We start from the raw sequence: 25405 nt of genomic DNA, 5'->3' as shown, positions 1-25405 counted from the left end.
TGAAGCACCGCGTTTTTGAGCACGGCGACGCACAGTCTGACGTGTCCGGCGCGGCGCTTCTGCGAGGAGAAATGACGATGTGGCGCCGAATCAAAGCGTCCTGGATGGCGATTTTGGTACTGACCCTGCTGGGTGTCGGGTACTTGTGGATGTACCGGTTCGAGCCACTGCTCTCCGGTGAGGCGGGTAGCGATGTGTTCGTGTGGGACCGCTGGACCCACCGCGTCTGTGCGCTGACCGACAGCGGCGCAGCCACCGAATGGCGCTGCGACAACGCCATGGAAACCGACGGCAGCGGCAACACCAACAACTCCGACGTGTCCACCCGCCTGCGCATGCGTGACGCTGTGCAGCGCATCAAGCTGTAATTCTCCGCGCCCGCCGTTCGTTGCGGGCGCTGGTCCTTCCGCGGTTCCTTCTGCTTCAGCCCACGCTGGGCTCTGCTGCATCCACCAGTTCCGGTGCCGACACGGCCGGCAGTTTGCGCACCTGTGCGGCTTCCATGCGGCCGTGGCGATGAAACGGCCCCAGGTTTTGCGGTTGCCCCGATTCCAGCGCACGCTCGATGGCGGCCAGGATGCGCACGTCGGCCAGCCCTTCCTCGCCATTCGGCTCCGGCTCAAGGTCGTTCAGGATGCAGTCGGAAAAGTACTGCAGCTCGCCGCCAAACTGGTTGCTGGCATCGAACGCGCGTTCATGCGTGTGGCCGCCAAGCGTGAGACGGTGCCGCAGGCCCGAGCCAAACGTAAAACCCGGTGATACCTCCAGATCGCCCTTGGTGCCGAGAACGCGGTACTGGTCGACCCACGTTGCGCTGTAGCTGACGGTGAGCTGCGCGACGCGCTGATCGGCAAAGCGCAATGTCACCGCAACCGTGTCGTCAAAGTTGAAGGGCAGGTCCGGATTCCGCACGCCGACGGCTGCCACTTCCACGGGCTCCTCACCGAACAGGTTGCGCACGGCGTTGATCGGGTACACGCCCATGTCCGACACTGGGCCCGCCCAGTAGCCGTGACTGGCACGGTGATTGGACGGCGCGACCGATTGGCTGAACACGGCCGAGAACGCGCGAATGTGCCCCAGCTTGCCTGCCCGCACGAGTTCAATGGCGGCCAGCGTGGCCGGCTCGAAATGCAGCCGGTACGCGATCATCAGTTTTGCGTTGCCGTGGTGGGCCGCTTCGATCATGGCTTCGCAATCGGCCTCGCTGGTGGCCATGGGTTTTTCCAGCAGCACGTGGATGCCGCGTTGCAGCGCGGGCAGCGCGTACTGCCGGTGCATGTCGTTGGGCAGCGCGAGGTAGATGGCGTCGATCTCGCCGCCGGTCAGCAGGTGTTCGTAATCGGCATAGTCGTAGACGTGTGCGATGCCGTAGCGCCCGGCCAACGCGTTGGCCTTGGCGGTGTCACCCGTGACCAGCGCGGTGACGACGGAGTTGCCGCTATGCGCCACGCCGGGCAGGAAGGCCGCCTGGGAGATCCACCCGGCGCCGACCACGGCATAGCGCACCGGCCGGTGCTGGGTGCGGGCTGGGGTGGCCTGCAGAGCAGGTTCGGCCTCGTGAAAAGCGGTAGACATGACAACTCCTTTGCAATCGTTGCGCACGGAAGTGACGCGCCATGGTGCGACGCGTCATTCAGTGCGGGCTCCGCAACCATGTAGCAAAGGCGATGCCCGCGGACGCCCGAGGGCGTCACATCGGGCTTGGCGGCAAGTCAGGCGTGTTCGGCGCGGCTGTCGGTGGGAGCCTGTTCGCGCTCGTTCAGGCCGTAGTCGCGAACCACATGCGCGATGCGCAGGCGGTAATCGGCAAACGCGCTCTCGCGGCCGACATGCTGCGCGCTGCGGTGCTGCTCCAGGTTGCGCCACGCCTTGATGGCCTCTTCATCACGAAAGAACGATAGCGAGAGCAGCTTGTCGGGGTTGGTCAGGCTCTGGAAGCGCTCGACCGAAATGAAGCCGTCGATCTGCTCCAGCAGCGGCTTCAGGCGCGCGGCAATGTTGAGGTAGGTATCACGCTGGCCGGCGGCGGGCACGACTTCAAAGATGACGGCGATCATGGCGAGGCTCCTGGTGGATGGTCGGATTGTCGAAACGTCAGGTCAGGCTTGGAATACTGGGATGCGTGCGTTGGGGGATGAGCGGTAGGTGATCTCGCCAAGGTTGGCGAGCCAGCGCGCAATGCCTGGTAGGCGCAACAGATGCTGCACGGTTTCGCGTGCAATCACCACTGCCAGGGTCTCGGCTGGGCAACGGTGCACGCCGCCACCGAAAGTCCATAGGCGTGGCTGGGCGCGATCGAGGCGCAAGCGCAGCGGATCGGGGTTGGCCGTGGCATCCACATTGGCGGCGGCCAGTAGCACGAGGATGCGGTCGCCCGCGTGCAACGGCTGTCCGAGCAGTTCGGTGTCGTGGGCGACAAAGCGGCGCGTGTTCTGCACCGGCGCGTCCAGGCGCAGGACTTCTCGCACGAAGGGCTCGATCGCCTCAGGCGCTGTGCGCAGGCGCTCGATCAGTTCCGGGTGCCGCGCCAGCGTGACGATGCTGTTGCCCAGCAGCCCGGCGCATGCGTCATAGGTTTGCGCAAGCAGGGCGGCGAGGTTGCTGATCTCGGCATCGTCATCGCTGGTGGCGAGCGGCGAATCGGCAAAGCGTTGCTGCAGGCGGCCGACAGCGGCATCTGCTTGTTCGACGGTCGATGCACTGGTGTTGGGGCCGAGCGCCACCAGGTAGGCGGCAATGTCGGCCTGGCAGGCGTGCGTGTCGGCCTGATCGCCCAGCAGCGTTTGCGCGATGGCGGCCAGTGGTACGCGGAAATGCGCGTCGGTGTTCAACGCGGCGTCCAGTGCGGCCGCATCGGGCAGCGCGGCATGCGCTTGCTGCTGTGCGCGGGCGGCCAGCGCGGCCACATCCAGCCGGCCCAGCGCAGCCATCACCGTGGCTTTGCGTGCGCCGTGGTCTGGCCCGTCGATCTGCCGGACGAGGCGGCCGAAGAACGCGCCGGTTGACGATGCGGCGACTGCGTTGGGCACGCGTTCTTCTGCGGGGCGGACGCGGCAGGCGGCGCTGTTGAGCACGGCATCCACCGCATTGGCGCCGGCGGCAACCCACCAGCCGAGTGCGGCATCGAAGTAGAAAGGGCGCGTGGCGGCCAGCTCGGCGTAGTACGGCGTGGGGTCGGCATGCACGATGGCCTGCAGCGGGTCGGCGGGCGGGGCGAGGGTGATGTCCATGGCGGCGGTCGGCCTGATAGAGGGGGCGGTGGCGGGAGTAAGATGGCTCCTATTGTCTGGACTGGCCCGGCGCCTGTCACGCACCAACAGTTTGGTCTGCATCGAACCATGACCGCATCTTCCCAAGCAACACAACCTGATATCGGCCGGGTGGCCGCCACCATTGGCGATCCGACCCGCATCCGCATGCTGCTGCTGTTGATGGAAGGCCGCTCGCTCACCGCCAAGGAGTTGGCCTACGGCGCGGGCGTGGAACCCGCCACGGCCAGCGCGCACCTGCGCCGGTTGGAGGCCGATGCGCTCATCACGTCGCTGGCCAGCGGGCGCTACAAGTACTTCGGGCTGCGCTCGCCGGCGGTGGCGGAAATGATCGAATCGCTGCTGGTGGTGGCACCAGAAAAACCCGCAGACCCGCGCCGTTCGACCGTGCCCGAGAATCTGCGCGCAGCACGGTTGTGCTACGACCACCTGGCCGGGCAACTTGGTACGGAGGTGTCGGAGAAACTGCTGGCGTGCGGCTGGCTTGAGCAGCTCGATGAGACACATGCCGCCTATGACGTCACGCCAGAAGGGGAGCGTGCCTTTGCCGCCATCGGTGTCGATGTGGCTGTCTTGCGCAGCGGGCGCCGCCGCTTTGCTTACGGCTGCATGGATTGGAGCGAGCGCCGCCCGCATTTGGCTGGCGCGCTCGGGGCCGCAGTGGCGGAGCGCTGCATTGCGCTCGGCTGGCTCGCGCGGCAGAAACACTCACGTGCGCTGGCGATGACCGACCTCGGGCAGCGTGAGTTGCACGCATGGCTGCGCACCGCGTAGCTGCCCGCCGTCGTCAACTGGCGCTGCGAACCGCGCTCACGTAGTCGCGCTGGAACACGCACATCCGCAAGGCGTTGTGATACGCGCCGTTGCTGAAGAACTCTTCGATCAGCTCCCCCTCACGCTGGAAGCCGCACTTCTCGTACACGTGGATCGCGCGCTTGTTCTCCACGTCGACGACCAGATACAGCTTGTGCAAGTTCAGCACCATGAACGCGTAGTCGACGGCCAACCGGGTCGCGGTTGATGCATAGCCGTGCCCCTGCCAGCCGGGCGCGATGATGATCTGGAACTCGCCACGGCGGTGGATGTAGTTCAGCTCCATCAGCTCGACCAGGCCAACGGCTTCACCGGCATCGTTCTCGCAGATGAAGCGGCGCTCGCGCTGATCATGCACGTGGCGGTCGTAGAGTTGCGAGAGTTCGGTGAAGGTCTCGTACGGTTCTTCGAACCAGTAGCGCATGATCTTCGCGTCGTTGTTCAGCTCGTGCACGAAGCGCAGGTCATTGCGCTCCAGCGGGCGCAGGGAAAGGTCGCGGGCTTTTTCGATCACCATGGTGTTGTCCTTGTTGTGTTGAGGGCGCGCGCGGCATCGCATTGACGCCCTGCGTTGTCAGCAAGGACGTGTCGCTGCCGATGCGTGTTTGCGCTGCGGTTGTGCGCGCCTGCGTCGATCCAGATACAGCCACCACCCCGTTGCCGCAAAGACCGGCAGCATCAACGCGCCGATCAGCACCAGCACCACGCCGATAGGCCCGAAGTAACGCCCATTATGTAGCGGCAGCATGCCGGCCAGCAGGCGCTGCATCGGTGGCTTGTTGGCGAAGGATTCGTTGCGGATGACCACGCCGGTGGCTGCATCGAGCGTCAGGCGGTTGAAGGCGCGGTCGTGCGGTGCGTCGAGCGGGAGCCAGTTGATGTCGACCTTGCCGGTGCGGGCATCGTCGATGCGCAGGGTGGCCGTTGCATAGTTCGACGCGTTGGGGAGGAAAGCGTTCCAGGTGCGCTCCAATGCCGCATCGCCAAGCGGTTTGCGCGGGCCTTCCACCGGCTTGGTCTTGGCTGTTACGGGCATGCCGGCCATATGCTGCAGGCCATCGCGATACCAGTCATATGCCCAATACAGTCCGCTGAACGCAGCCAGCAGATACAGCGGCAGCACCAGCGTGCCAATGACGGTATGCACATCCCACCAACGGATGCGCCCGCTACGGCTCCAGCGGATGACGAGCCAGCTGCGCCAGTTCGTCACGCGGCGCGGCCAGCGCAGGTACAGCCCTGACAACGCCATCACCACCAGCGCAATCGTGCTGGCACCGACGATCTGCTTGCCGATCTCGTCGGCCAGCAATGTCCGGTGCAGCAGTTTGACGGTGGCGAAGAAGCGTTGCCCGCGCGCCTCGGGCAGCAGGGTGCCAGTGGCCGGGTCGATGTAGCGCAACTCGCCGCGGCTGCTGCCGCCGTGCTTGCCCGGCGGCCAGGCGTACCAGATACGCCAGGGCTCGGCGGGGTCCGATGCTGCGGTGATGAAGGTGACGGGGCGCTCAGGCATGGCGGCGCGCGCCTGTGCGGCCACCGGCGCCAGCATGGGCGCGGGGCCGGTACGCGCCGGCAGGCTGAGTACGCTGGGGTTGAGCCAGCGCAGCAACACCTCGTCATAGGCCATCAGCGCACCGCTGATGCCGACGACGGCCAGCACTACGCCGGCTGACAACCCGATCAGCCAGTGCAGACGGAAGAGCACCCGTCGCAGCATCGCGTGTTTGCCCGTTACACGCTTACATCTTGTAGCGCACGCCCAGCAGCGCCATGCGTGGTGCACCCGGCATGTTGTAGTTCTCTGCACCGCCGTGGGCCGAGACGTAGTACGCGCAGTTGAACAGGTTCTGCAGATTGAGCGTCACGTCGACGTTCTTGCTGCGATAACCCGCACCCAGGTCGACGGTCATGTAGCCGGGCAGCGTCGTCACGTTGTACTGCGACGCATAGCGCGAGGCTTCCGCACGCACACCGCCGGCCACGTAGAAGCCGTTGGGCAGATCGTGCTTGAGCCACAGCGAGCCGCTATGCCGCGGCGTGAGCGACGGCTGGTTGCCGTTGACCGCCACGCCACCGCTGCGATCGTTCGGGTTTTCCAGGCGGCCATTCAGGTAGGCATAGCTCGCCACCAGCGACCACGTTTTGACGACTTCGCCCGTGAACGACAGCTCCAGCCCGCGCGTGCGCTGCGTGCCGATGGGCACGCCCAGGCCAGTGGCCGGATCGGCGGCTGTCAGGTTGGTCTGCTTCATGTCGAACAGCGCGGCCGTCACGCTGGCACCAGCCGACAGGTCGTACTTGGCACCGATCTCGTAATTGGTGGTCGACTGCGGCGCCAATGCACCGCTGTTGGCGAAGAATGTGAAGCTGTCAGCCAGCGGTTGGAACGAGCGGCTGTACGACGCATACAGCGAGAGCGGCTCGATCGGGTGATACACCACGCCCAGGCGCGGGCTGACCGGCTTGTCGGTACGTGCGAGATCCTGGTTCTTGGGCGTGAGGTCGTCACGGCTCTGTTTGAGGATCTCGTAGCGCAGGCCGGCCAGCACCGTCCATTGCGGCGAGAACTTGATCAGGTCCTGCACATACGCGGCGTACGTCTCGTTGTGCGAGAGGCCGTAGTTGGTGGGCGTGGCGTTGCCCGGCACCGTAGGCAGCAGCGGCAGCACCGGGTTGAACAGGTTGACGTTGAAGTTGCCCGGGGTGGACGCCACGCGGTCGCTCTTGTCCTGGTAGCCCAGTTCGATACCGTACAGCAGCGTGTGCTGGATGCCCCAGGTCTCGGCCTTCTGCGTCAGCTCGTTCTGCCACACGGTGCCGCGATCGCTGCGGTTGCGCTGGTTGACGTTGAGCGTGACGGTCGGCGGGGTGGCCAACGTCGGGCCGTCATTGACGCTCTTCACGGTCGTGTAGTTGTTGCGACCAAGCGAGTATTCGTAGTTGCGCACCACGCTGTGGAACGACCACTTGTCGTTGAAGCGGTGGTCCAGCGTGCCGGTCACGCTCTTGACCGTGGTGTCGATGTTGCCTGCGCCTGCATCAGACGAACCGTAGCGCGTGCCGATGGGCACATCCACCGGGCGGCCGTGGTACGAAGGCACGCCCTGGTCGGCAATGCGCTTGTCGTGCAGGTAGTCGAACTGCACCGTCAGCTTGGTATCGGGCGACAGGTTGAACAGGAACGACGGCGAGACGGCCTGGCGGCGCAGGAAATAGTCGTTGCGGAAACCGCCCGAATCCTCCACCGCGCCAGTAATGCGTGCGCGGATGGCGTCGTCGTTGATGGAGGTGTTCAGGTCGAACTCGGCGCGGTTCTGGCGCTCGGTGCCCACCAGCACGCCAATCTCGGCCAGCGGCGTGGCCAGCGGCTTCTTGGTGACGCGGTTGATGATGCCGCCCGACGAGCCACGTCCATACAGCACGGCAGCCGGGCCTTTCAGGACTTCAATGCGGTCGATGTTCGACAGGTCACGGAAATACAATGAGTCATCGCGCAGGCCGTCGACGTACTGATCGTTGATCGACGAGAAACCGCGAATGGTCACCTGATCGCGCTGCGCATCACCCAGCGAAGCCGATACGCCCGGTACATTGCGCAGCGTGTCGTTGAGCGACAACGCGCCCTGGTCCTGAATCACCGCACGCGGCACCACGTTGATCGACTGCGGAATCTCGCGCAGCGGCACGGGAATCTTCGTGGCCGTGTTGGCGACAGGCGTGTCGTAGCTCGTGTTGCTGCGCGTGCTCTTGGTGATGGTGGTCGGCAGCGTGCCGGCATCGGCAGCCGCAAGCGTGTCGGCAGCAGCCGCCACGTGCATCATCGGCAGGGTTCCAAGGACGGCCAGAGACAGGCGCAGACGTTTCGGCGGCATTGCAGTTCCCGTAAAGTAAAAAGCCCCGGTGTGGGGAAGGGCGCCGTCTTCTGCGGCGCCTTCACTTTGTGAAGGCGCAGATAATAATGAGAACAATTCCTATTTACAAGAAAGTTAAATCATGCTTTTGACGGGAGGTAACGTTTGCAGGTACAAGACGCAGCAACTTTCCACGAGTCAATTGCAAATTTGCGGCACCAAGTTGCGTGCGCGGCGTCTGACTCAGTTGCTTTTTGCCTTTTCTTGATATGTCGTCTTCACCACATCCATCGACTCCCCTGCGCGTTGCCCTGGTGGGCTACGGCTATGCGGGCAAGCTGTTCCACGCCGCCCTGATCGACGCCACCCCCGGTCTGCGCCTGCACGTGATCGGTTCGAACCGGCCGGACACCGTGCTCGTGGATCGGCCAGACGCTGTGGTTTGCGCGCCCGAGGCGGCAGCGGTGCACCCGGACGTCGACCTCGTCGTCATTGCCGCGCCCAATGACCGCCACGCGCCGTTGGCCGAAGCGGCGTTGCGTGCCGGCAAGCACGTTGTGGTGGACAAGCCCTTTACCGTCACGCTGGCAGAGGCGCGCCATCTGGCCCGTGTGGCCCGCGAGACCGGCCGCTTGCTGTCGGTCTTCCAGAACCGGCGTTGGGACAGTGATTTCCTCGCCGTACAGGCCGTGCTCGCCAGCGGTGCCGTTGGTGACGCGATGCACGTGGAAGCGCATTTCGACCGTTATCGCCCGCAGGTGCGTGCGCGCTGGCGCGAACAAGCCGGGCAGGGCACCGGCATCTGGTTTGATCTCGGCCCACATCTGATTGATCAGGCATTGCTGCTGCTCGGCCTGCCAGATGCGGTGAGCGCATCGTTTGCCCAGCAACGCCCTGGTGCGGAGACCGCCGATTGGGCACACGTGGTGCTCCACCACGGCGAGCGCCGCGCCATCCTGCACGCCAGCATGCTGGTGGCGGGCGGTGCGCCGCGCTGGATCGTGCACGGCACGCTTGGCTCGTTCATCAAGCGCCGCATGGATCAGCAGGAAGCACAGTTGCTGGCTGGCATGACGCCTGGCGCGCAAGGCTGGGGCGTTGATGACGATGCGGGCAGCCTCATCGACGGCGCAACGTTTTCGGCAAGCGATATCGCCACACCCGCGGGCGATCAACGTGCGTACTACGCCGCCGTGCGCGATGCCATCCTCGGCCAACGCGCCAACCCCGTTCCGCCGGTACAGGCCGTAGCCGTGATGGCCGTGCTCGAGGCGGCCATCGCCGCCGCCGAAACCGGCACCGCCGTCGTGCCAGACCTGACCGATACCGAACGTGCCGATTGGCTTGCCCTCATGTCCACCATGCCGGAGGCCACCTCGTGAACGGCGTCGTCATCCTGTTGTTGGCGGCGGGCGGCCTGCTCGCCGTGGTGGCGCTGGTGCAGATGCTGGCGTCGCGGTTGACGTTGCCCGAATCGACGCTGCTGGCGCTGGCGGGTATCGGCATCGGCGGTGCGTATGTGGGCTTGCAGAACACGGCGCCTGCATTTGCTGCGACCTTCTTCGCGCCGCTCATTGATCCAAGCTGGCCGGCCGAGGCCTATCTGTGGCTGTTCCTGCCGCCGCTGCTGTTTCAGGCGGCGTTGTCGGTGGACGTGCGCAGCATGGCGCCGGATGCCGCGCCCATCCTCATGCTCGCCATCGTGGCGGTGATCGTGGCCACGGGCGTCATTGGGCTGGCGGCGGCGGCTGTCACGCCGTTCGGCATCGTCACGTGTCTGCTGCTGGGCGCGATGATCGCCACGACGGACCCCTCCGCCGTGATTGCCGTGTTTCGTGATGTAGGCGCACCGGCGCGGCTGATCCGGCTGGTGGAAGGTGAGGCGCTGCTCAACGATGCGGCCGCCATTGCCATCATGGGCGTGCTGCTGGCCATGCTCACGGGCCACGGCACCGATGCGACCATCAGCGGCGGCCTGCGCGATCTGGCCAAGGCATTTGGCGGCGGCGTGATCTTTGGGCTGATTGCCGGGCGTGTTGCCGCGTTCCTCTTGCCGGCGCTGCGCGGCATCGCGCAGGCAGAAGCCGCGTGGACACTCGCGTTGCCGTATCCGCTGTACCTCGTGGCGGAAAACGTGCTCGATGTGTCGGGCGTGGTCTCCGTGGTGTGCGCGGGGCTGGTGATTGGTGCGTTGGGGCGCACGCGCTTGACGCCGCGCAACTGGTCGCACCTGCAACTGATCTGGGAACAGATTGCCGCGCTGGCGGGGGCCGTGGTCTTCTTGCTGGCGGCCGTGCGCGTACCGCAACTGCTGCACGGTGTGGTTTGGCAAGACGCGCTCTGGCTGGCGGTGATTGTGGTGGCGGCACTGGTCGCCCGCCTGGCCGTGCTGTTTGGTCTGTTGCCGGTGTTGGCGTGGTTCAAGCTGTCTGCACCGGTCAGCCACGCCTACAAGCTGGCGATTGCGTGGGGCGGCCTGCGCGGCGCCGTTACGTTGGTGCTGGCGTTGGGTGTGGCCGAGAACCACGCCGTGCACGCGGCTGACCGGCACTTCGTCACCATTCTCGCCACGGGCTTCGTGCTGGTGAGCGTGCTCTTCAACGGCGCGACGTTGCGCTGGGTGATGCACCAGCTCGGGCTCGATCAGCTCTCGCCACAGGAGCAGGCGTTGCAGCGCCAGGCGCTGAATATGTCGACAGAAGAAGTGGAGGCGATCATGCGCCGCATTGGCGGGCACTTCCACTTTGCAGCGGGGGCAGCAGATCAGGCCGCAGCGGCGTATCGGCTGGAAGTGGCGGCCGGCGCTGCGGAGCTGAACCTGGACGACGCCTTGTCCGAGCGCGACCAACTCACCATCGGCCTGGTGTCACTGGCCACGCGCGAGCGCGAATTGATTCCGGAATACGGCAACGGCCTGATCTCCATCCGCAACCTTGACGCGATGATGCGCAACACCGCCGACATGATCGACGCGGCGCGCGCCGAAGGCCGCGTGGGTTACAAGCGCGCATCGCGCCGGATTCTGGCCAAGAATTTCGGTTTTCGTGCTGCGGTTTGGCTGCACCGCTTGGTGCATATCGATCGGCCGCTTGCCAACGCGTTGGCTGATCGCTATGAATTGCTGGTCTGCCGACAGACGGTGCTGGAACGCCTGCGTGCTTACAACCGTTTGTCACTGCAGCCGGTGCTGGGCGAGCGGATGGCCGATCTGCTCGACGGTGTACTGATCGCACGGATCGAAGCGGCAGAAGAGGGCCTGACCGAACTGCGCGTGAAGTTCGGCGACTACAGTGCCGCACTCGAAAAGCGCCTGCTGCTGTTGTTTGCGCTGCACATCGGCCAGAGCAAGGTCGACACCATGCTGGCCGAAACGGTGATCTCGAAAGAGGTCTACAAGCAGATCAGCGGGGTGATCCGCCGTGCCTGGTCGGCCGCGTTGCCACGGCCGCCGCTCGGCGTGTCGATCCGGACGCTGCGAGAGCGCGCTAACGCGTCGCAGTCGCCTGGTTAGTCCGCTTCAGAGCCGCTTGCCGCGTCGCTCGGCATGCGGGTGGCGGTGGATGTCGTGCGTGACGAAGCCGGACTCATCATCCGGCATCGCCAGCCACTCGGGGTGCGAGAGCGATTCGCGGATGTCCGTCAGGCCCGAGCTCCAGTGGTCGCGCATGGTGGACGGCCCGAACTGGATGTCCTTGCCGGGGCCCTCGTGCTCCTTGGCCGCGTAGATCAGGTGGATCACGTTGTAGCGCTTGGAGCAGGCCAGTTCCTGCGCATGCTTGTACCACTGCGTGCGCTCGAACTCCTTCTCTGGGATGTGCTCAAGCAGCTTGCGCACCAGCCGGCGCGTGGATTGCGAACGCTCCATCCAGTCGGTGACCATGCGTGTGCGGCTGGAATACTGCAGATCTTTCTGTCGGCTCGCCACGCCGATCATGGTGTTGGGCACCGGGCCCAGCGCGCTCCACAGGTCCACCTGGAAGACCAGCGTATCGCGGCGCGGCTTGGAGCCCAGCACATACGACAGCGGCGTGTTGGAGACGACACCGCCATCCCAGTAGTACTCGCCGTCGATCAGCACGGGCGGGAACCCCGGCGGCAGCGCACCCGAGGCCATGAAGTGCTCGGCGGTCAGGCGGCGCTCGGTGTTGTCGAAGGCTTCCAGATTGCCCGTGTGCACGTTCACGGCACCCACCGATACACGGATGCCGCCGTCGTTGATGCGATCGAAATCGCATAGGCGCTCGAGCGTAGCCTTCAGCGGACTTGTGTCGTAGTAGCTTGCGTCGAGCGGGTCGACTTCGTTGGCCGGCAGTGGCGCTGGAATGCGCGGCGTGAAGAAGCCACGCTGCCCCTCGATGAGGGTGTCGGCCGCCTGCATGGCAGTCAGCCATTTGCGCAGATGCGTGTTGCCGTCAAACCAGGCATTTTCCAGGATGTCGGGCAGCGGCGGCGAGAACGTCGGCTGCGTGATGATCTGCCAGAACTCGCGCAGCTTGGCCAACCGATCCTTGGGTGCATTGCCCGCGATGATGGCCGTGTTCAGCGCCCCGATGGAGATGCCCGCAATCCAGTTCGGCATGATGCCGGCCGCATCCAGCCCCTCGAACACACCAGCCTGGTACGAGCCGAGCGCGCCGCCGCCCTGCAGCACCAGCGCGATGTTTTCGTAGGGCGGCAGCTCAATGCCTGAGGGGGAAGGTGAGGGCGATGTGCCGGTGACTTCCGCCGTGTCGTTGGATTTGGCGCGGCTGGCTGCTACGCGTAGCTTGGGTGCGGGCATGTCTCCTCCGGTCTTGTCGGATGCCTTATTGCATGAACCAGCCGTGGCTGACCACGAACGACTGGCCGGTCAGCGCTGCGCTCGGGAACGTGGCCAGGAAGCGCACCGTCTCGGCCACATCTTCCACGGTGGTGAACACGCCATCCACGGTGTCGCCCAGCATGACCTTCTTCACGACCTCTTCCTCGCTGATGCCGAGTTCCTTGGCCTGCTCGGGAATCTGCTTTTCCACCAGCGGCGTGCGCACAAAGCCCGGGCACACCACGTGCGAGCGCACGTTGTGCGCGGCACCTTCCTTGGCCAGCACCTTGTTCAGGCCCAGCAGCGCGTGCTTGGCCGCCACGTACGCCGACTTGAGCGGCGAGCCCTCGTGCGAGTGCACCGAGCCCATGTAGATCACCACGCCACCGCGGTCGTCCTTGTACATGTGGCGCAGCGCTGCGCGCGTGGTCAGGAACGCACCGTCGACGTGGATGGCCTGCATCTTCTTCCAGTCGGCAAACGAGTAGCTCACGAACGGGTTGACGATCTGGATACCGGCATTGGAGATGAGGATGTCGACCGAGCCGAGTTCTTCCGCCACGCGGTCGATGCCGCTGTCGACGGCTTGTTCGTCGGTCACGTCCATGCGCAGGCCGATGGCTTTGCCGCCCGCATCGGTGATTTCCTTGGCGACGGCCTTTGCACCATCTTCGTTCAGGTCAACGATGGCGATGGCGGCGCCCGAGTTGGCAAGCGTCAGGGCGATCTGCTTGCCGATGCCGCTGGCGGCACCCGTGACGACAGCGACTTTGCCTTTCAAATCAGACATGTTGTGTACTCCGTGAGGGTTGAGGAGAGCGGTGTTACCGGGTGTTGGCGAGGTAGTCGAACACGACCTCGCCCATGCCAAGGGTCAGGTCTGCAATGATGTGCCGAGCTTCGACAATTTCCAGCACCGGCAGTTCGGCCACGGGCGCTAGTGCGTGGTGCGCCAGCTCCAGCGACGCGGGGCCGGTCCAGGCGCCTTTCATCTCGACATCGATCATGTGGTTGCGCGACAGCTCGCAGATGCGCGCGGTCTTGCCGTCCACGTGCGGGATGATCTTGAGCAGGAAATTGGGCAGCTCCAGCCGGCGTTTCTGCTCCGCCAGATCCAGTTCGCGGTGCTTGTAGCCCATGGTGCCGGTGGCTACGCGCACGGGGCCGTAGTCCAGCGTGCCGATCAGTGTGTCCTTGTCGGTCTCCAGCTTCGGGCTGGCGAGTTTCTTGGGGAATCCCCACATCTCGCGGCCGCCGGCAAGGGGCGGGTGGTCGTCCAGGTACATCGCCAGCGTGTAGGTGCCGGGCTTGCCCTCGTAGGTGACGGGGATCACCTGGCCGCTCTCGGTGTAATCGCCAAAGCCGGTGGAATCAGCCATGCGGATGAACTCATAGGCGACCAGCGGCTCGGGCACTTCCAGCGGCTCCGGCACCATGGCACGCAGCTTGGCCGGGTCGGTGCGGTACGTGATGATGAAGAACTCACGGTGGATGAAACGGTACGGACCGGGCGGGTAGGCCGGGCTCGTGAGCGGCATCGCGAATGCGGTTTCGCGGACAGTCTTGATATCCATGGCACTCCTTGTGCGGTGAGGGATCGAGGAGGGAGGGGAATCCGGACAGCGGGAAGAGCGGGAAATCAGCCGGTCTCAGAAGCAAACGCTGTGAGGCCAGCACGCCTCGAACACGATAGACAACGCCTGACGGTGGTGCGTCGGCCAGAACGCATGTGACGCAAAAGGCGATGCTGCCGGGCTTATGTGACAGGAAAGTCAAACCGTCACATGCGGCTGATGGAGGCTGATTTCGAGAGGCGTTTCCGGCGTCGATTCATTTAATTGCGTAGGCAATCATCGTAGCCGGAAGCCGCCAGTACAGGGCAAATCGACAACCTTAGTTGACGGGGGCAACGCATTGTTGCGCCCACTGGAAGATTGCTATTGCTGGGCCAGGAATGCCCATAGCGCGGGCTCGGCGGAGTACGCCACGTTAAAGCGCAGCCATGGGTCGACCGCCTCATCGGTGCGGAAGTACTGGCCCGGCGCCAGCCAGATGTTGTGGCGGATGGCCTGGTCGGCCAGCGCGGCGGCATTCGGATGGCCCGGCAGGCGCGCCCACAGGAAGAGGCCGCGCCCCGGCGTGTCGAACGCGATGGCGCCGTGCTCGCGCATGATGGTTTCCACGTCGGCATGCGCCTTGGCGAGGCGCGCAGTCAGTCGCGCCACGTGCTCTGCGTAGCTCGGCCGGGTAACGAATGCGTGCACGATGCGCTCGGTGATTTCCGACGAGGTGAGCGCGACCGCCATCTTGGTGCGCGCCAGTTCTCGCGTGATGGCGGCATCGGCCACCACGTAACCCGCACGCAATGACGGCGAGATCGTCTTGGAGAAGCCGCTGACGTATAGCGTGCGGCGCAGGCCGTCGAGTGCAGCCAGCATGGGGGCTGCAGGGTCGGCCAGTTCGCGGTGCAGGTCGTCTTCGACGATCCACAGGCCGTGCTGCTCGGCCAGTTGCAGCACGCGGTAGGCGTTCTGCGCGGTCATCGATGTGCCGGTGGGGTTCTGCAATACGGAGCTAGTGAAGAGCGCGCGCGGGCGCTCGGCATCGTCGGTGCGCAGGATGGCTTCCAGCGCTGCCGTGTCCAAGCCATCCGGCGTGCGCGGCACGCCAACCACGCGCAGGCCGGCCAGCTTGAGCACCTGGAGCACGTTGCAATAGCCCGGCTCGTCCACGGCTACCACGTCGCCGGCCTTGAACAAGGTGCGCACGATCAGGTCTAGCGCCTGCGTGGCGCCACTGGTCAGCAGCACCTGTGAGCGTTCGACCGGCAACCCGCGCAGCGTGAGTGATTCCGCCACGGTCTCACCCAACGGCGCATAACCCCACGGGTGCCCGTAGCCCGCCACCCGCAGTGCAGAGACGCGGCTCACCGCACGCATCGCCTCCTGCACACCGCGCTCATCCAGCCAATCGTTCGGCAGCCAGCCGCAACCGGGTTTGACGGCGATGGAGCGATCGGCAAACACGTCGGACAGCAGCCACGCAGCATTGAGCTTGGGCGGCTCCCAACGCGGCGCAACGGGGGCCGGCTGTGCAGGCGCACGCGCGGCGACCAGATAACCGGAGCGCGGCCGCGCCACGATGGCCCCCAACGCCGCCAGCCGCGTGTAGGCCTCGGCCACCGTGAACGTGCTGACGTCATGTGTCTGAGCAAGCTTGCGCACCGAGGGCAGCCGCGTGCCTGGGGGCAGGCTGCGGCTTTCCACGGCGGTACGAATGCCTTGGACTATCTGATCGACCAACGTACGCTGGGGATGATGAGGATCGAGTTCGAGGTGTTCGAGTGACATGTTGCGATGCGGCATGAGGGTGGCAGGCACCTATACAGTTTCGTACAGAACCGTCATCTGTGCATGTCCGCGTTGCGTTTGGCTCTGTACAGTTTGCTCGAACCGCTGATTCGCTTGCCTGCCCGCTTTTCTTTCGGAGACACCGATGAAACCTGCACCGCACCCGCTGGAAACCACCGATCTGTCCTACTTCTGGATGCCGTTCACGGCCAACCGCCAGTACAAGGCAGCACCGCGCCTGCTCACGTCGGCCCAAGGCATGTACTACCGCGATGCCGACGGCCGCGAGGTGCTGGATGGCACGGCGGGCCTGTGGTGCGTCAACGCCGGCCACAGCCGCAAGGAAATCGTCGACGCCATCACCGCGCAGGCCAGCACGCTGGATTTCGCGCCGACCTTCCAGATGGGCCACCCGATGGCCTTCCGCGCGGCCGAGAAAGTGGCCGAGCTGATGCCGGAAGGGCTGAACCGCATCTTCTTCGTCAACTCCGGCTCGGAGGCGGTGGACACGGCGCTCAAGATTGCGCTGGCCTATCACCGTGCACGTGGCGAAGGGCAGCGTACCCGCCTGATCGGCCGTGAGCGCGGGTATCACGGCGTCGGTTTTGGCGGCATCTCGGTGGGCGGTATCTCGCCGAACCGCAAGGCATTCTCCGGCAACCTGATCCCGGGTGTGGACCACCTGCCGCACACGCACGCGCCGGAACACAACGCGTTCTCCAAGGGCCAACCGGCCTGGGGCGAACATCTGGCCGATGAGCTGGAGCGCCTCGTCACGCTGCACGATGCGTCGACCATTGCCGCCGTCATCGTTGAGCCGCTGGCCGGTTCCACAGGGGTGCTTGTGCCGCCCAAGGGCTATCTGCAGCGCCTGCGCGCACTGTGCGACAAGCACGGCATCCTGTTGATCTTCGATGAGGTCATCACCGGGTTTGGCCGCCTTGGCGCCGCCACGGCCGCAGAGTTTTTCGGCGTCACGCCAGACCTGCTGACGATGGCCAAGGGCATCAACAACGCCGCCGTGCCGATGGGCGCCGTGGCTGTGCGTCAGTCGCTGCACGACACCATCATCGACGCCGGCGCACCGGGTGCGATCGAGTTGTTCCACGGCTACACGTATTCCGCGCATCCGTTGGCTGCCGCCGCAGCGGTTGCGGCCATCGACCTGTATCGCAGCGAAGGCTTGTTCGAGCGTGCACGCGCGCTGTCCCCGGCGTTTGAAGCTGCGGCGCATTCGGTCAAGGGGGCACCGCACGTCAAGGACATCCGCAACCTGGGGCTGGTGGCTGGCATCGAGCTGGAGTCGCGTCCCGGTGCCATCGGCGCACGTGCGTATGAAGTCTTCCTGAAATGCCTGGAGCGTGGCGTGCTGGTGCGCTACACCGGCGACATCCTGGCGTTCTCGCCGCCGCTCATCATCGACGAGGCGCAGATCGCGCGCATCTTCGATACCGTTCGTACTGTTCTGCAAGAGGTAGCTTGAGATGAACCGACCGATTGATCCCGCTGTGACTGAATCCGTGGTCAGCCACTACATCGGTGGCCAGCGCGTTGCGGGCAGCGCCACGCGCAGCGCCGACGTGTTCAACCCCGCCACTGGCGCTGTTAGCGCGCAGGTGCTGCTGGGCGGCAAGGACGAAGTGAATGCGGCCGTGGCTGCCGCGCATGCCGCCGCAGCTGCGTGGGCCGAGACCTCGCCGCTGAAGCGTGCGCGCATCCTGTTCAACTTCAAGGCGCTGCTTGACCAGCACCAAGACGCCCTGGCTGCCGCCATCACGCGCGAGCACGGCAAGGTGTTCTCCGATGCCAAGGGCGAAGTCACGCGCGGCATCGAGGTGGTGGAATTCGCCTGCGGCATTCCGAACCTGCTCAAGACTGAGTTCACCGACAACATCGGTGGTGGCATCGACAACTGGAACCTGCGCCAACCGCTGGGCGTGGTGGCAGGCATCACGCCGTTCAACTTCCCGTTCATGGTGCCGATGTGGATGGCGCCTGTGGCGCTGGCGTGCGGCAACACGTTCATCCTCAAGCCGAGCGAACGTGATCCGAGCCCGAGCCTGATGATTGCTGATCTGCTCAAGCAAGCCGGCTTGCCCGATGGTGTGTTCAACGTCGTGCAGGGCGGCAAGGATGCCGTCGATGCGCTGCTGGTGCATCCGGATGTGCAGGCGCTGTCCTTCGTCGGCAGCACGCCCATCGCCGAGTACATCTACACCGAAGGTACGAAACACGGTAAGCGCGTGCAGGCACTGGGCGGCGCGAAGAACCACCTGGTGGTGATGCCCGATGCCGATCTCGACCAGGCGGTCGACGCGCTCATCGGCGCCGGCTACGGTTCAGCTGGCGAGCGTTGCATGGCCATCTCCGTGGCCGTGGCGGTGGGCGACGTGGCCGACAAACTCGTGCCGCGTCTGGCCGAGCGTGCGCGCGCGCTCAAGATCGGCAACGGCATGGAAGCAGACAGTGAAATGGGCCCGCTCGTCACCGGCCCGCACAAGGCCAAGGTGGAGGGCTATATCGCCAAGGGTGTGGAAGAGGGCGCCAAGCTGGTGGTGGATGGCCGCGGTCATACGGTGGCGGGTCACGAACAGGGCTTCTTCACGGGTGGCACGTTGTTCGACCACGTCAAACCCGAGATGACGATCTACAAGGAAGAGATCTTCGGCCCGGTGCTGTCTGTCGTGCGCGTGCATGACTTTGCCGAAGCCGTGGACCTGATCAACGCCCACGAATATGGCAATGGTGTGTCGTGCTACACCAGCGACGGCGGCGTGGCGCGCGCATTTGCACGCCAGATCCAGGTGGGCATGGTCGGCATCAATGTGCCGATCCCGGTGCCGATGGCGTGGCACAGCTTTGGCGGGTGGAAGCGCTCGTTGTTTGGCGACCACCACGCCTATGGCGAAGAGGGTGTGCGTTTTTACACACGCTACAAGAGCGTGATGCAACGCTGGCCGGATTCGATTGCCAAGGGCGCCGAGTTTGTCATGCCCACGGCCAAGTAAGCGCCGTACGCACCAATGAAGAAGGGAGGCTCTGCCTCCCTTTTTTCTTTGCGCATGCGGCAGGTCAACCGCGCCGTCATATTGGCTTGATATTCACGGCGATTGGCTCGCCGTCGGGGCCGATCTCGATATCGAAACTCACGCGCTGGCCTTCATGGAACGCAGGTGTGCGTGAAAACTGGATCTCCGAATCCCGAATAAAGCGCGGGGCAGCGTGCATTTCTGCAGCTGCCCCGGCGGGCGGATCATATTGAACGGCGTTATCTTCAATTCGGCTGGCCATTGCATTCTCCCGAGAGGGACTTCGTCAAACCGGAGCGCCGCTGTTTAGGAGGCGGCAGCCCTTCGACCGCTTGATGGCAAACACGTACTGAACAACCCTTGCAACCTGACTTCTACGGGGCCTTCGACCGACGCGCCTCCTTGCCCGGAAGGATGGCGCGCCGTCCTGCAATCGCAATGGCGATCTTGGCTATGCCGGTGCCCCGGCCTTCGGATTAAGCCGCCTGGATATTCGAGGCTTGCTTACCCTTCGGGCCTTGCGTGACGTCAAACGACACCTTCTGACCTTCCTTCAGGGTTTTGAAGCCCTGCATCGTGATAGCGGAAAAATGTGCAAAAAGGTCCTCGCCGCCATCGTCCGGAGTAATAAAGCCGAAACCCTTTGCGTCGTTGAACCACTTGACGGTACCAGTAGCCATGATCTTGAGTCGTAAAGTTGAGAAATCGATCGGCCGCCGGCCAAAAGAAACACAGCAGGCAGACCCGGCCAAACCGGCCAAACGATCGTTTGGTGAATATATGCTTGGCGCGTCTCCTCGTCAAAGTCTGTTTTTTTAACACGGCCCGTTTAGATCAAGCATGGGCGATGCCTGAGGGGGCCACCAGCGTCTGCGCGTTCGTGCCATCGGTGCAAACACTCGCACAAAACCGAGCGTTTTCACCTAAGCTTTAGTGGCTTCTGCCGCACTCCAATGCCGCGCCAGGCGTGGGCGGCAAGGCAGTTGGTGCACGAAAGTTGCGTGCGCTCCCGTCGTTCCAGTCGCAGGCAACCATGACGACAGCCACCGCCAGCACAATCACAAAAAAACCCGCGTTGATGGCCACCATGGTGGGCGCGATCGGCGTGGTCTTCGGGGACATCGGCACCAGCCCCTTGTATGCACTAAAGGAATGCTTCAACCCCGAGCATGGGGTTCCGTTCTCGGACCAGACCGTTTTTGGCATCCTGTCGATGCTGTTCTGGGCGATGACGCTGGTGGTCTCCATCAAATACGTGCTGTTTGTCATGCGCGCCGACAACAATGGCGAAGGCGGCATCCTTGCATTGACAGCGCTGGCCATGCGCGCAAGCGGCGGCGGTGCCCGGTTTACCCGCACGCTGATGATGCTTGGCCTGCTCGGCGCGGCCATGTTCTACGGCGACGCCGTCATCACGCCGGCCATCTCGGTGCTTTCCGCGATTGAAGGCATGGAGATCATGGCGCCCTCGCTACAGACGTGGGTGTTGCCGCTGGCACTGGTCGTGCTGATTGGGCTGTTTCTGCTGCAGAAGCAGGGCACGCACGTGGTCGGGCGCCTGTTCGGGCCGATCATGCTGATCTGGTTCTTGCTGCTGGGGCTGATCGGGCTGGTATCAGTGGTGAAATCTCCGCAGATCCTTGTGGCGCTCAGCCCGGTCTATGCGCTCGAATTTGCGTTCCGGCACACCATCCTGGCGTTCATCGTGTTCGGTTCGGTGTTCCTGGCATTGACCGGTGCCGAAGCGCTCTATGCCGACATGGGCCACTTTGGGGCCCGGCCGATCCGCTTTGCATGGTTCTACATTGCCATGCCGTGCCTGCTGCTGAACTACTTCGGGCAGGGCGCGATGCTGTTGCGCGAGCCCTCCGCCGTGCAGAACCCATTTTTCCTGTTGATGCCAACCTGGGCCGTGGGCCCGATGGTGGTGTTGGCGACCGCTGCCACCGTGATCGCATCGCAGGCAGTCATCTCCGGTGCGTTCTCGATGACGGCGCAGGCCGTGCACCTGGGCTATGCGCCGCGCATGAAGATTCTCTACACGTCAGATGTGGAGATCGGCCAGATCTACGTGCCGGTGGTCAACTACATACTGCTGTTACTGGTGGTGGCGGTGGTGCTGGCCTTTGGCAAATCCGACAACCTGGCCGCCGCTTACGGCATTGCCGTGACGACCACCATGCTGCTGACCACTGGTCTGGTGACTGTGGTGATGCACAAGGCATGGAAGTGGAGCCTGCCTGTGGTTGCGTGCATCGGCGCGGTGTTCCTGGCAGTGGATCTGTCGTTCTTCAGCGCCAACCTGCTCAAGATTGCAGCGGGTGGCTGGTTCCCGCTGCTGTTGGGCGGCTTGATCTTCTTCCTGATGGTGACGTGGCATACCGGCACGCAATTGCTCAAGGCGCGCAATGTGGAAGGTGGCATTCCGCTTGAACCGTTCATGGAAGGCCTGCTGCGCCATCCGCCGTATCGCGTGGATGGCACGGCCGTGTATCTCACGCCGAGCATCGAGTTCGTGCCATTGGCACTGCTGCACAACCTCAAGCACAACCACGTGCTGCACAAGCGCGTGCTGTTCATTCACTTCCGTACGCTGGCCGTGCCCTATGTGGAGCCCGCCAAGCGGATGGTGCTCAGGACCATTGGCGAAGACATCTACACCGCGACCGTGGATTTCGGCTTCAAGGAGACCCCCGCGGTGGACGAGATCGTCAAGAGCGTGGGCCAGCGCCTGAACATCGTCTTTGAAGATATGGAGACGTCGTTCTTCATTACGCGTGCCACGGTGGTGCCATCACCGCTGCCCGGCATGGCAATGTGGCGAGAGTCGCTGTTTGCCTGGATGCAGCACAACAGCGCCAAGCCATCGGACTTCTTCCGAATCCCTGCCAACCGGCTGGTTGAGCTGGGGAGCAAGGTGGAGATCTAGCGCGGGCGTTTCTGCTTGTCGATCAGCCTTCGCCCGGCGTACGCGCCACCAGCAGGGCCGCCGCACGCACCGCGCGCGCGATCTCCTCAGAGACGGCGTTACCGGAGGTAGCGCGGGCCATCGTCACGGCGCCTGGCAGCAAGGAGAGCAGGCTCCACGCGCGCTGATGTCGGTCAGCCGGCGTACCGCCCGGCAAGCCATCCGCCACCGCATGCACGACTCCCTGCAGATGCAGTTCGTAGGCGGCGCGCACGTCCTCGTCAGCGCGGCAGACTTCGGGCGTCAGGCTCTGCAAGCCACAGCTCTCGCCCAGCTCGCAGACGCGCTTGAAGCCCAGATAGAAATCGATAAACGGTTCAAGCCAATCCGCGCCATGTTGCGCGCGCATGGCAAGCACGCCGCTGCGCAACTCCTCCAGCCCGGCGATCGCGGCTTCCCTGAAGGCCGCGTTCTTTGACGGGAAATGGCCATACAGCGCCCCTGACGTGACCTTGGCCTCTTTGGCCAGCCCATCAACGCCGATGCCACCGAAGCCATGCTTGCGAAACCCCCGGCCGGCGGCGGCAACCATGCGGGCGCGAGCTTCCTCTTTGTGTCCTTCCGGATATCTCATGGGTGGCTATCAGTTTGTGGAGCGATCGCTATTCTACGTTTGGCAATCAGCCGGAGTGTTTCGATAGTATAGATCGCGATCGATACACAACAAGTAGATAGGTTGCGTGCCAATGAACAGGTTTCTAGATTGCCGGTAAAGCACTATCTGCACGGGATTGGCAGCGCAATGATAACGCGATCGCTATCTATTCCTTGACACACCCAATGTGGGTTCCTAGATTGCATTGCGGTCGTTATGTAACGATCGCAATATCAACTAACTGGAGTTTGATATGCCGCTGACTCTCACCCTGACTGAAGGCGTGCTGCCCCCTGGCAGCGAAAGCACCGCGGTCTCCCGGCTGACCGAGGCCATGCTGAAATGGCACGGACTGCTGGGCAACACCGTCATGACCCCCAACGTCACTGCAACGGTTCATGTGTTGCCGAAGTCGGCGACGTTCTCAGCCGGCAAGCCGTTTGCCGGGGCGTGGGTGGAGTGGAAGGTGCCGGGCATCGCATTCACCAACCGCGAAGTCCAGCAAGGTTTCTTTGCCGATGCCACCAACATCATTGAAGAGTTGTCGGCGGGGCGGCAGCCGCGGGAGTACATCTTCGTGAATGTGGTCCACGCGGTGGACGGTGCGTGGAGTCTGAACGGGCAGGCTGTGACCAATGCCGAGCTCGGCGAGGCGGTGGCGCAAGGCTAAGGCAGCGTTGCTGATTGGGGCAGCGGGCGAGTGGGTGTCGTCGCCGCTGCCCGGTTATGAGGGTGTGGCGGGAGCGGCTGTGCGTTTTCCGTCAAAAAAAACGCCCCCGCTATGGAGGGCTAAACAGTGCTCTGCCAGGAGGGGCCAGCACTGCACTGAGGTAGCGGTAATGCTCAGAAGAGGTGATGAATGCCGGTCAGGACAACGGTCTGCCGATTGGATGACGAGGCGCCGATGCCCAGCGTGGTAGCCACAGCACCTTGCGAGCCTTGCCCAACCATCAGGTCGGCGTACAGCTGCGTGGTCTTTGACAGCTCGTAGACGTTGGCGATCGTCAACTGCGTCCAGCGTTTTCCCGCGAGCGTGGTGGTCCACGCGCCCGCGTCAATCTGGTACGCCGGCGTCAGCTGGAAATTGACGCCGCCATCGATGCTTCGGTAGTTGTCTGTCTGGCCATTGCGCTCGATGCGGACCTGGGTGATGAGCCCGTGCAATTTGAAGGCGCCCAGCTGATAGCTGCCACCAATGCCGGCGTTCTTGGCGAGATCGGCCACGAACGGTGCGCCGCTGGCCAGGTTGACGCCCTGAAAACTCGTCAGGCCCAGGCCACCCGCGATGTTCAGCGTGCGGTTGTGATATTCCGAGTACGCCGCTGCCAGGTTGAGCGGCCCGTTTGCGTAGGTCGCGCCAAGGCTGATGCTGTGCCCAGCCGTGCTGCTGGCTGCGTTGGTGAAGCCGTACATGGCTCCGAGCGTGATGCCCGAGAACGTCTGGCTACGGAACTTGACCGTATTCGAGAGTTGCACCGGCAGCGTGTTGCCCAGGCCGTCGATGTTGCCGGGGTGGAACGCGGAAAAATCGCCGAGCGCCTGGGCGGTGGATAGCGGCCCGAGCATCTCGAAGTGGAAGTCGGTCTGGCGGCCGAGCGTGACGGTGCCGATGCGGTTGTCAGACAGCCCGACATAGGCTTGGCGGTTGAACAGTGTTCCCGCGCTGGACATCGCACCGGTAATGGTCGAGAACCCGGACTCAAGCTTGAACACCGATTTCAGCCCGCCACCCAGATCCTCGGTGCCCATCAGGCCCCAGCGGTCTGCCTGATACGTGCCCTGCTGCGCGAGGAACGCAGAACTCCCGCGCAGGTTGCTGACATAGCCGATGCCGGCGTCCAGGCTGCCGTAGAGCGTCACGCTGCTCTGCGCATGCACACCGGCGGCAGCCGCCAGTAGTGAGAGGGCGATGCAAGTCAGGCCCTTCTTGTTCATATGGTCTCCTCCGTTTTAATAGGTATGTGTGGCTGAGCTGCTGCTCACGCCAAGGTCTGATACAGAATCGCGGCGCCGGAGACGATCGCGAACCCCATCACGCTGATGCGCAGGATCCGGCCGTTGAAGTGGTGGTGGATGTGCTGGCTGATGAAGGCCCCCACGATGACCGCCGGAACCAACTGCAGCGCTGATACGAACTTGTCGGGCGTGATCTGTCCGGTAACGCTGAGCATCCCCAGCGAAACCGCTTCACCGATGGCGAAACAGAGCGCGATGGTCGATCGCAGTGCCGGTGCCTGGTAGTGCTGAAACACCATGGCCAGTGCCGGGCCGCCGATGCCGGTTGCCGTCTCGGTAATCCCGGTGACGGCGCCGGCTGCCATGAACGAATTGCGGCCCGGCGCAAACGCAGGTGCGCACAGGGTGGCGACGGCTGCAGCAACGGTCGATGCGCCAATGAACAGGTTGAGGTCGTGTGTCGAGATACGCGAAAGGATCCATACACCGCCCACTGCGCCGGCAATGCGCCCGACCGTGATCCAGATGGCGCCGTGTGAATCCAATGCAGGGCGCTCACGCCACGCGAGATACGCATTCAAGGGCAGCATCAGGATCAACAACGACACGGGCAACAGACCGGGCTCCACGAGCCCGATCACCGGTGCGGCAATGAGTGCGAACCCCACGCCGACAGCGCCCTGTACAAAGGCACCGATGGCGACCGTGGCGGCCAGGAGGGCAAAGATGGTCAAACTCACAAGATGTCTCGCTTCTAGGTTGAATGGCCC

The 25405-nt window shown here is 64.1% G+C and carries 23 protein-coding genes; 8 read left to right on the top strand and 15 right to left on the bottom strand.

Annotated features, from left to right (window positions below):
• The first annotated feature begins 77 nt into the window (after positions 1 to 77).
• Positions 78 to 368, top strand: coding sequence for a membrane protein (locus tag PI87_RS15695; protein WP_039598653.1), 291 nt, complete (start codon positions 78 to 80; stop codon positions 366 to 368).
• Positions 369 to 423: 55 nt separating this feature from the next.
• Here the strand turns inward: PI87_RS15695 and PI87_RS15690 are convergent, their stop codons facing one another.
• From PI87_RS15690 to PI87_RS15680, 3 genes are all read right to left on the bottom strand, one after another.
• The gene (locus PI87_RS15690) at positions 424 to 1578 is read right to left on the bottom strand and encodes a Gfo/Idh/MocA family protein (RefSeq protein ID WP_039598652.1); all 1155 of its coding nucleotides are present in this window, start codon (positions 1576 to 1578) and stop codon (positions 424 to 426) included.
• Between the two features lie 137 nt (positions 1579 to 1715).
• Entirely contained in the window at positions 1716 to 2060 is a 345-nt protein-coding gene (locus tag PI87_RS15685) for an antibiotic biosynthesis monooxygenase family protein (RefSeq protein ID WP_039598651.1), read from the bottom strand.
• A gap of 42 nt (positions 2061 to 2102) precedes the next feature.
• Positions 2103 to 3233, bottom strand: coding sequence for a cytochrome P450 (locus tag PI87_RS15680; RefSeq protein WP_039598650.1), 1131 nt, complete (start codon positions 3231 to 3233; stop codon positions 2103 to 2105).
• Positions 3234 to 3341: 108 nt separating this feature from the next.
• Here PI87_RS15680 and PI87_RS15675 point away from each other — a divergent pair, with 108 nt between their 5' ends.
• The gene (locus tag PI87_RS15675; protein ID WP_039598649.1) at positions 3342 to 4046 is read left to right on the top strand and encodes an ArsR/SmtB family transcription factor; all 705 of its coding nucleotides are present in this window, start codon (positions 3342 to 3344) and stop codon (positions 4044 to 4046) included.
• Between the two features lie 13 nt (positions 4047 to 4059).
• Here PI87_RS15675 and speG read toward each other — a convergent pair whose 3' ends face one another.
• Genes speG through PI87_RS15660 form a run of 3 tightly spaced genes read right to left on the bottom strand, consistent with a single transcriptional unit; the run spans position 4060 to position 7957 of the window.
• Positions 4060 to 4602 carry a spermidine N1-acetyltransferase gene (gene speG, locus PI87_RS15670; RefSeq protein WP_039598648.1) on the bottom strand — a complete coding sequence of 181 codons (543 nt, stop codon included), beginning with the start codon at positions 4600 to 4602 and terminating at the stop codon, positions 4060 to 4062.
• A gap of 57 nt (positions 4603 to 4659) precedes the next feature.
• The gene (locus tag PI87_RS15665) at positions 4660 to 5802 is read right to left on the bottom strand and encodes a PepSY-associated TM helix domain-containing protein (protein ID WP_039598647.1); all 1143 of its coding nucleotides are present in this window, start codon (positions 5800 to 5802) and stop codon (positions 4660 to 4662) included.
• A gap of 22 nt (positions 5803 to 5824) precedes the next feature.
• Positions 5825 to 7957 carry a TonB-dependent receptor gene (locus PI87_RS15660; RefSeq protein ID WP_039598646.1) on the bottom strand — a complete coding sequence of 711 codons (2133 nt, stop codon included), beginning with the start codon at positions 7955 to 7957 and terminating at the stop codon, positions 5825 to 5827.
• A 248-nt stretch (positions 7958 to 8205) separates the two neighbouring features.
• Between PI87_RS15660 and PI87_RS15655 the strand changes: the two genes are divergently transcribed.
• Positions 8206 to 9318 carry an oxidoreductase gene (locus PI87_RS15655; protein WP_039598645.1) on the top strand — a complete coding sequence of 371 codons (1113 nt, stop codon included), beginning with the start codon at positions 8206 to 8208 and terminating at the stop codon, positions 9316 to 9318.
• Positions 9315 to 11447 (top strand): cation:proton antiporter, encoded by a 2133-nt coding sequence (locus PI87_RS15650; RefSeq protein ID WP_052321568.1) that lies wholly within the window; start codon positions 9315 to 9317, stop codon positions 11445 to 11447. The genes PI87_RS15655 and PI87_RS15650 overlap by 4 nt, the downstream gene beginning before the upstream one ends.
• A 6-nt stretch (positions 11448 to 11453) precedes the next feature.
• Here the strand turns inward: PI87_RS15650 and PI87_RS15645 are convergent, their stop codons facing one another.
• The 4 genes from PI87_RS15645 to PI87_RS15630 form a co-directional block, all read right to left on the bottom strand.
• Positions 11454 to 12716 (bottom strand): DUF3734 domain-containing protein, encoded by a 1263-nt coding sequence (locus PI87_RS15645; RefSeq protein ID WP_039598644.1) that lies wholly within the window; start codon positions 12714 to 12716, stop codon positions 11454 to 11456.
• 25 nt (positions 12717 to 12741) lie between these two features.
• Positions 12742 to 13527 carry a 3-hydroxybutyrate dehydrogenase gene (locus PI87_RS15640; protein ID WP_039598643.1) on the bottom strand — a complete coding sequence of 262 codons (786 nt, stop codon included), beginning with the start codon at positions 13525 to 13527 and terminating at the stop codon, positions 12742 to 12744.
• A gap of 34 nt (positions 13528 to 13561) precedes the next feature.
• A complete protein-coding gene (locus PI87_RS15635; RefSeq protein WP_039598642.1) occupies positions 13562 to 14311 on the bottom strand; it encodes an acetoacetate decarboxylase in 750 nt (249 codons plus the stop codon).
• Positions 14312 to 14674: 363 nt separating this feature from the next.
• Entirely contained in the window at positions 14675 to 16087 is a 1413-nt protein-coding gene (locus tag PI87_RS15630) for an aminotransferase-like domain-containing protein (protein ID WP_039598696.1), read from the bottom strand.
• A 145-nt stretch (positions 16088 to 16232) separates the two neighbouring features.
• Between PI87_RS15630 and PI87_RS15625 the strand changes: the two genes are divergently transcribed.
• A complete protein-coding gene (locus PI87_RS15625; RefSeq protein WP_039598641.1) occupies positions 16233 to 17570 on the top strand; it encodes an aspartate aminotransferase family protein in 1338 nt (445 codons plus the stop codon).
• Position 17571: 1 nt separating this feature from the next.
• Positions 17572 to 19095: a CoA-acylating methylmalonate-semialdehyde dehydrogenase gene (locus PI87_RS15620; RefSeq protein ID WP_039598640.1), complete on the top strand. Its 1524-nt coding sequence runs from the start codon at positions 17572 to 17574 to the stop codon at positions 19093 to 19095.
• 76 nt (positions 19096 to 19171) lie between these two features.
• On the opposite strand, the gene PI87_RS15615 is transcribed toward PI87_RS15620, so the two are convergent.
• Together PI87_RS15615 and PI87_RS15610 are read right to left on the bottom strand one after the other, a co-directional pair.
• Positions 19172 to 19378, bottom strand: a complete 207-nt coding sequence (locus PI87_RS15615) for a cold-shock protein (RefSeq protein WP_039598639.1) — start codon at positions 19376 to 19378, stop codon at positions 19172 to 19174.
• Between the two features lie 214 nt (positions 19379 to 19592).
• Positions 19593 to 19796, bottom strand: coding sequence for a cold-shock protein (locus PI87_RS15610; protein WP_039598695.1), 204 nt, complete (start codon positions 19794 to 19796; stop codon positions 19593 to 19595).
• A gap of 353 nt (positions 19797 to 20149) precedes the next feature.
• Here PI87_RS15610 and PI87_RS15605 point away from each other — a divergent pair, with 353 nt between their 5' ends.
• Positions 20150 to 22045, top strand: a complete 1896-nt coding sequence (locus PI87_RS15605) for a potassium transporter Kup (RefSeq protein WP_039598694.1) — start codon at positions 20150 to 20152, stop codon at positions 22043 to 22045.
• A gap of 22 nt (positions 22046 to 22067) precedes the next feature.
• Here PI87_RS15605 and PI87_RS15600 read toward each other — a convergent pair whose 3' ends face one another.
• Complete coding sequence (locus PI87_RS15600; protein ID WP_232314006.1) at positions 22068 to 22616, bottom strand: TetR/AcrR family transcriptional regulator; 549 nt, start codon at positions 22614 to 22616, stop codon at positions 22068 to 22070.
• A 316-nt stretch (positions 22617 to 22932) separates the two neighbouring features.
• Between PI87_RS15600 and PI87_RS15595 the strand changes: the two genes are divergently transcribed.
• Complete coding sequence (locus tag PI87_RS15595; RefSeq protein ID WP_039598637.1) at positions 22933 to 23349, top strand: hypothetical protein; 417 nt, start codon at positions 22933 to 22935, stop codon at positions 23347 to 23349.
• A 173-nt stretch (positions 23350 to 23522) separates the two neighbouring features.
• Here PI87_RS15595 and PI87_RS15590 read toward each other — a convergent pair whose 3' ends face one another.
• Both PI87_RS15590 and PI87_RS15585 read right to left on the bottom strand, forming a co-directional pair.
• The gene (locus PI87_RS15590) at positions 23523 to 24614 is read right to left on the bottom strand and encodes a porin (RefSeq protein ID WP_039598636.1); all 1092 of its coding nucleotides are present in this window, start codon (positions 24612 to 24614) and stop codon (positions 23523 to 23525) included.
• Positions 24615 to 24658: 44 nt separating this feature from the next.
• A complete protein-coding gene (locus PI87_RS15585) occupies positions 24659 to 25375 on the bottom strand; it encodes a sulfite exporter TauE/SafE family protein (protein ID WP_039598635.1) in 717 nt (238 codons plus the stop codon).
• Positions 25376 to 25405 lie beyond the last annotated feature (30 nt).

The organism is Ralstonia sp. A12 (assembly GCF_000801955.1).
GTDB lineage: Bacteria > Pseudomonadota > Gammaproteobacteria > Burkholderiales > Burkholderiaceae > Ralstonia.
The sequence above is the reverse complement of the archived record's forward strand: the minus strand, read 5'-3'. Positions and strand labels throughout refer to the sequence as shown.

Bases quoted from the DNA above. Each gene is read 5' to 3' on its own strand.
- PI87_RS15695 (WP_039598653.1), top strand. From the start codon at position 78: ATGTGGCGCCGAATCAAAGCGTCCTGGATGGCGATTTTGGTACTGACC.
- PI87_RS15690 (WP_039598652.1), bottom strand. From the start codon at position 1,578: ATGTCTACCGCTTTTCACGAGGCCGAACCTGCTCTGCAGGCCACCCCA.
- PI87_RS15685 (WP_039598651.1), bottom strand. From the start codon at position 2,060: ATGATCGCCGTCATCTTTGAAGTCGTGCCCGCCGCCGGCCAGCGTGAT.
- PI87_RS15680 (WP_039598650.1), bottom strand. From the start codon at position 3,233: ATGGACATCACCCTCGCCCCGCCCGCCGACCCGCTGCAGGCCATCGTG.
- PI87_RS15675 (WP_039598649.1), top strand. From the start codon at position 3,342: ATGACCGCATCTTCCCAAGCAACACAACCTGATATCGGCCGGGTGGCC.
- speG (WP_039598648.1), bottom strand. From the start codon at position 4,602: ATGGTGATCGAAAAAGCCCGCGACCTTTCCCTGCGCCCGCTGGAGCGC.
- PI87_RS15665 (WP_039598647.1), bottom strand. From the start codon at position 5,802: ATGCTGCGACGGGTGCTCTTCCGTCTGCACTGGCTGATCGGGTTGTCA.
- PI87_RS15660 (WP_039598646.1), bottom strand. From the start codon at position 7,957: ATGCCGCCGAAACGTCTGCGCCTGTCTCTGGCCGTCCTTGGAACCCTG.
- PI87_RS15655 (WP_039598645.1), top strand. From the start codon at position 8,206: ATGTCGTCTTCACCACATCCATCGACTCCCCTGCGCGTTGCCCTGGTG.
- PI87_RS15645 (WP_039598644.1), bottom strand. From the start codon at position 12,716: ATGCCCGCACCCAAGCTACGCGTAGCAGCCAGCCGCGCCAAATCCAAC.
- PI87_RS15640 (WP_039598643.1), bottom strand. From the start codon at position 13,527: ATGTCTGATTTGAAAGGCAAAGTCGCTGTCGTCACGGGTGCCGCCAGC.
- PI87_RS15635 (WP_039598642.1), bottom strand. From the start codon at position 14,311: ATGGATATCAAGACTGTCCGCGAAACCGCATTCGCGATGCCGCTCACG.
- PI87_RS15630 (WP_039598696.1), bottom strand. From the start codon at position 16,087: ATGTCACTCGAACACCTCGAACTCGATCCTCATCATCCCCAGCGTACG.
- PI87_RS15625 (WP_039598641.1), top strand. From the start codon at position 16,233: ATGAAACCTGCACCGCACCCGCTGGAAACCACCGATCTGTCCTACTTC.
- PI87_RS15620 (WP_039598640.1), top strand. From the start codon at position 17,572: ATGAACCGACCGATTGATCCCGCTGTGACTGAATCCGTGGTCAGCCAC.
- PI87_RS15615 (WP_039598639.1), bottom strand. From the start codon at position 19,378: ATGGCCAGCCGAATTGAAGATAACGCCGTTCAATATGATCCGCCCGCC.
- PI87_RS15610 (WP_039598695.1), bottom strand. From the start codon at position 19,796: ATGGCTACTGGTACCGTCAAGTGGTTCAACGACGCAAAGGGTTTCGGC.
- PI87_RS15605 (WP_039598694.1), top strand. From the start codon at position 20,150: ATGACGACAGCCACCGCCAGCACAATCACAAAAAAACCCGCGTTGATG.
- PI87_RS15600 (WP_232314006.1), bottom strand. From the start codon at position 22,616: ATGGTTGCCGCCGCCGGCCGGGGGTTTCGCAAGCATGGCTTCGGTGGC.
- PI87_RS15595 (WP_039598637.1), top strand. From the start codon at position 22,933: ATGCCGCTGACTCTCACCCTGACTGAAGGCGTGCTGCCCCCTGGCAGC.
- PI87_RS15590 (WP_039598636.1), bottom strand. From the start codon at position 24,614: ATGAACAAGAAGGGCCTGACTTGCATCGCCCTCTCACTACTGGCGGCT.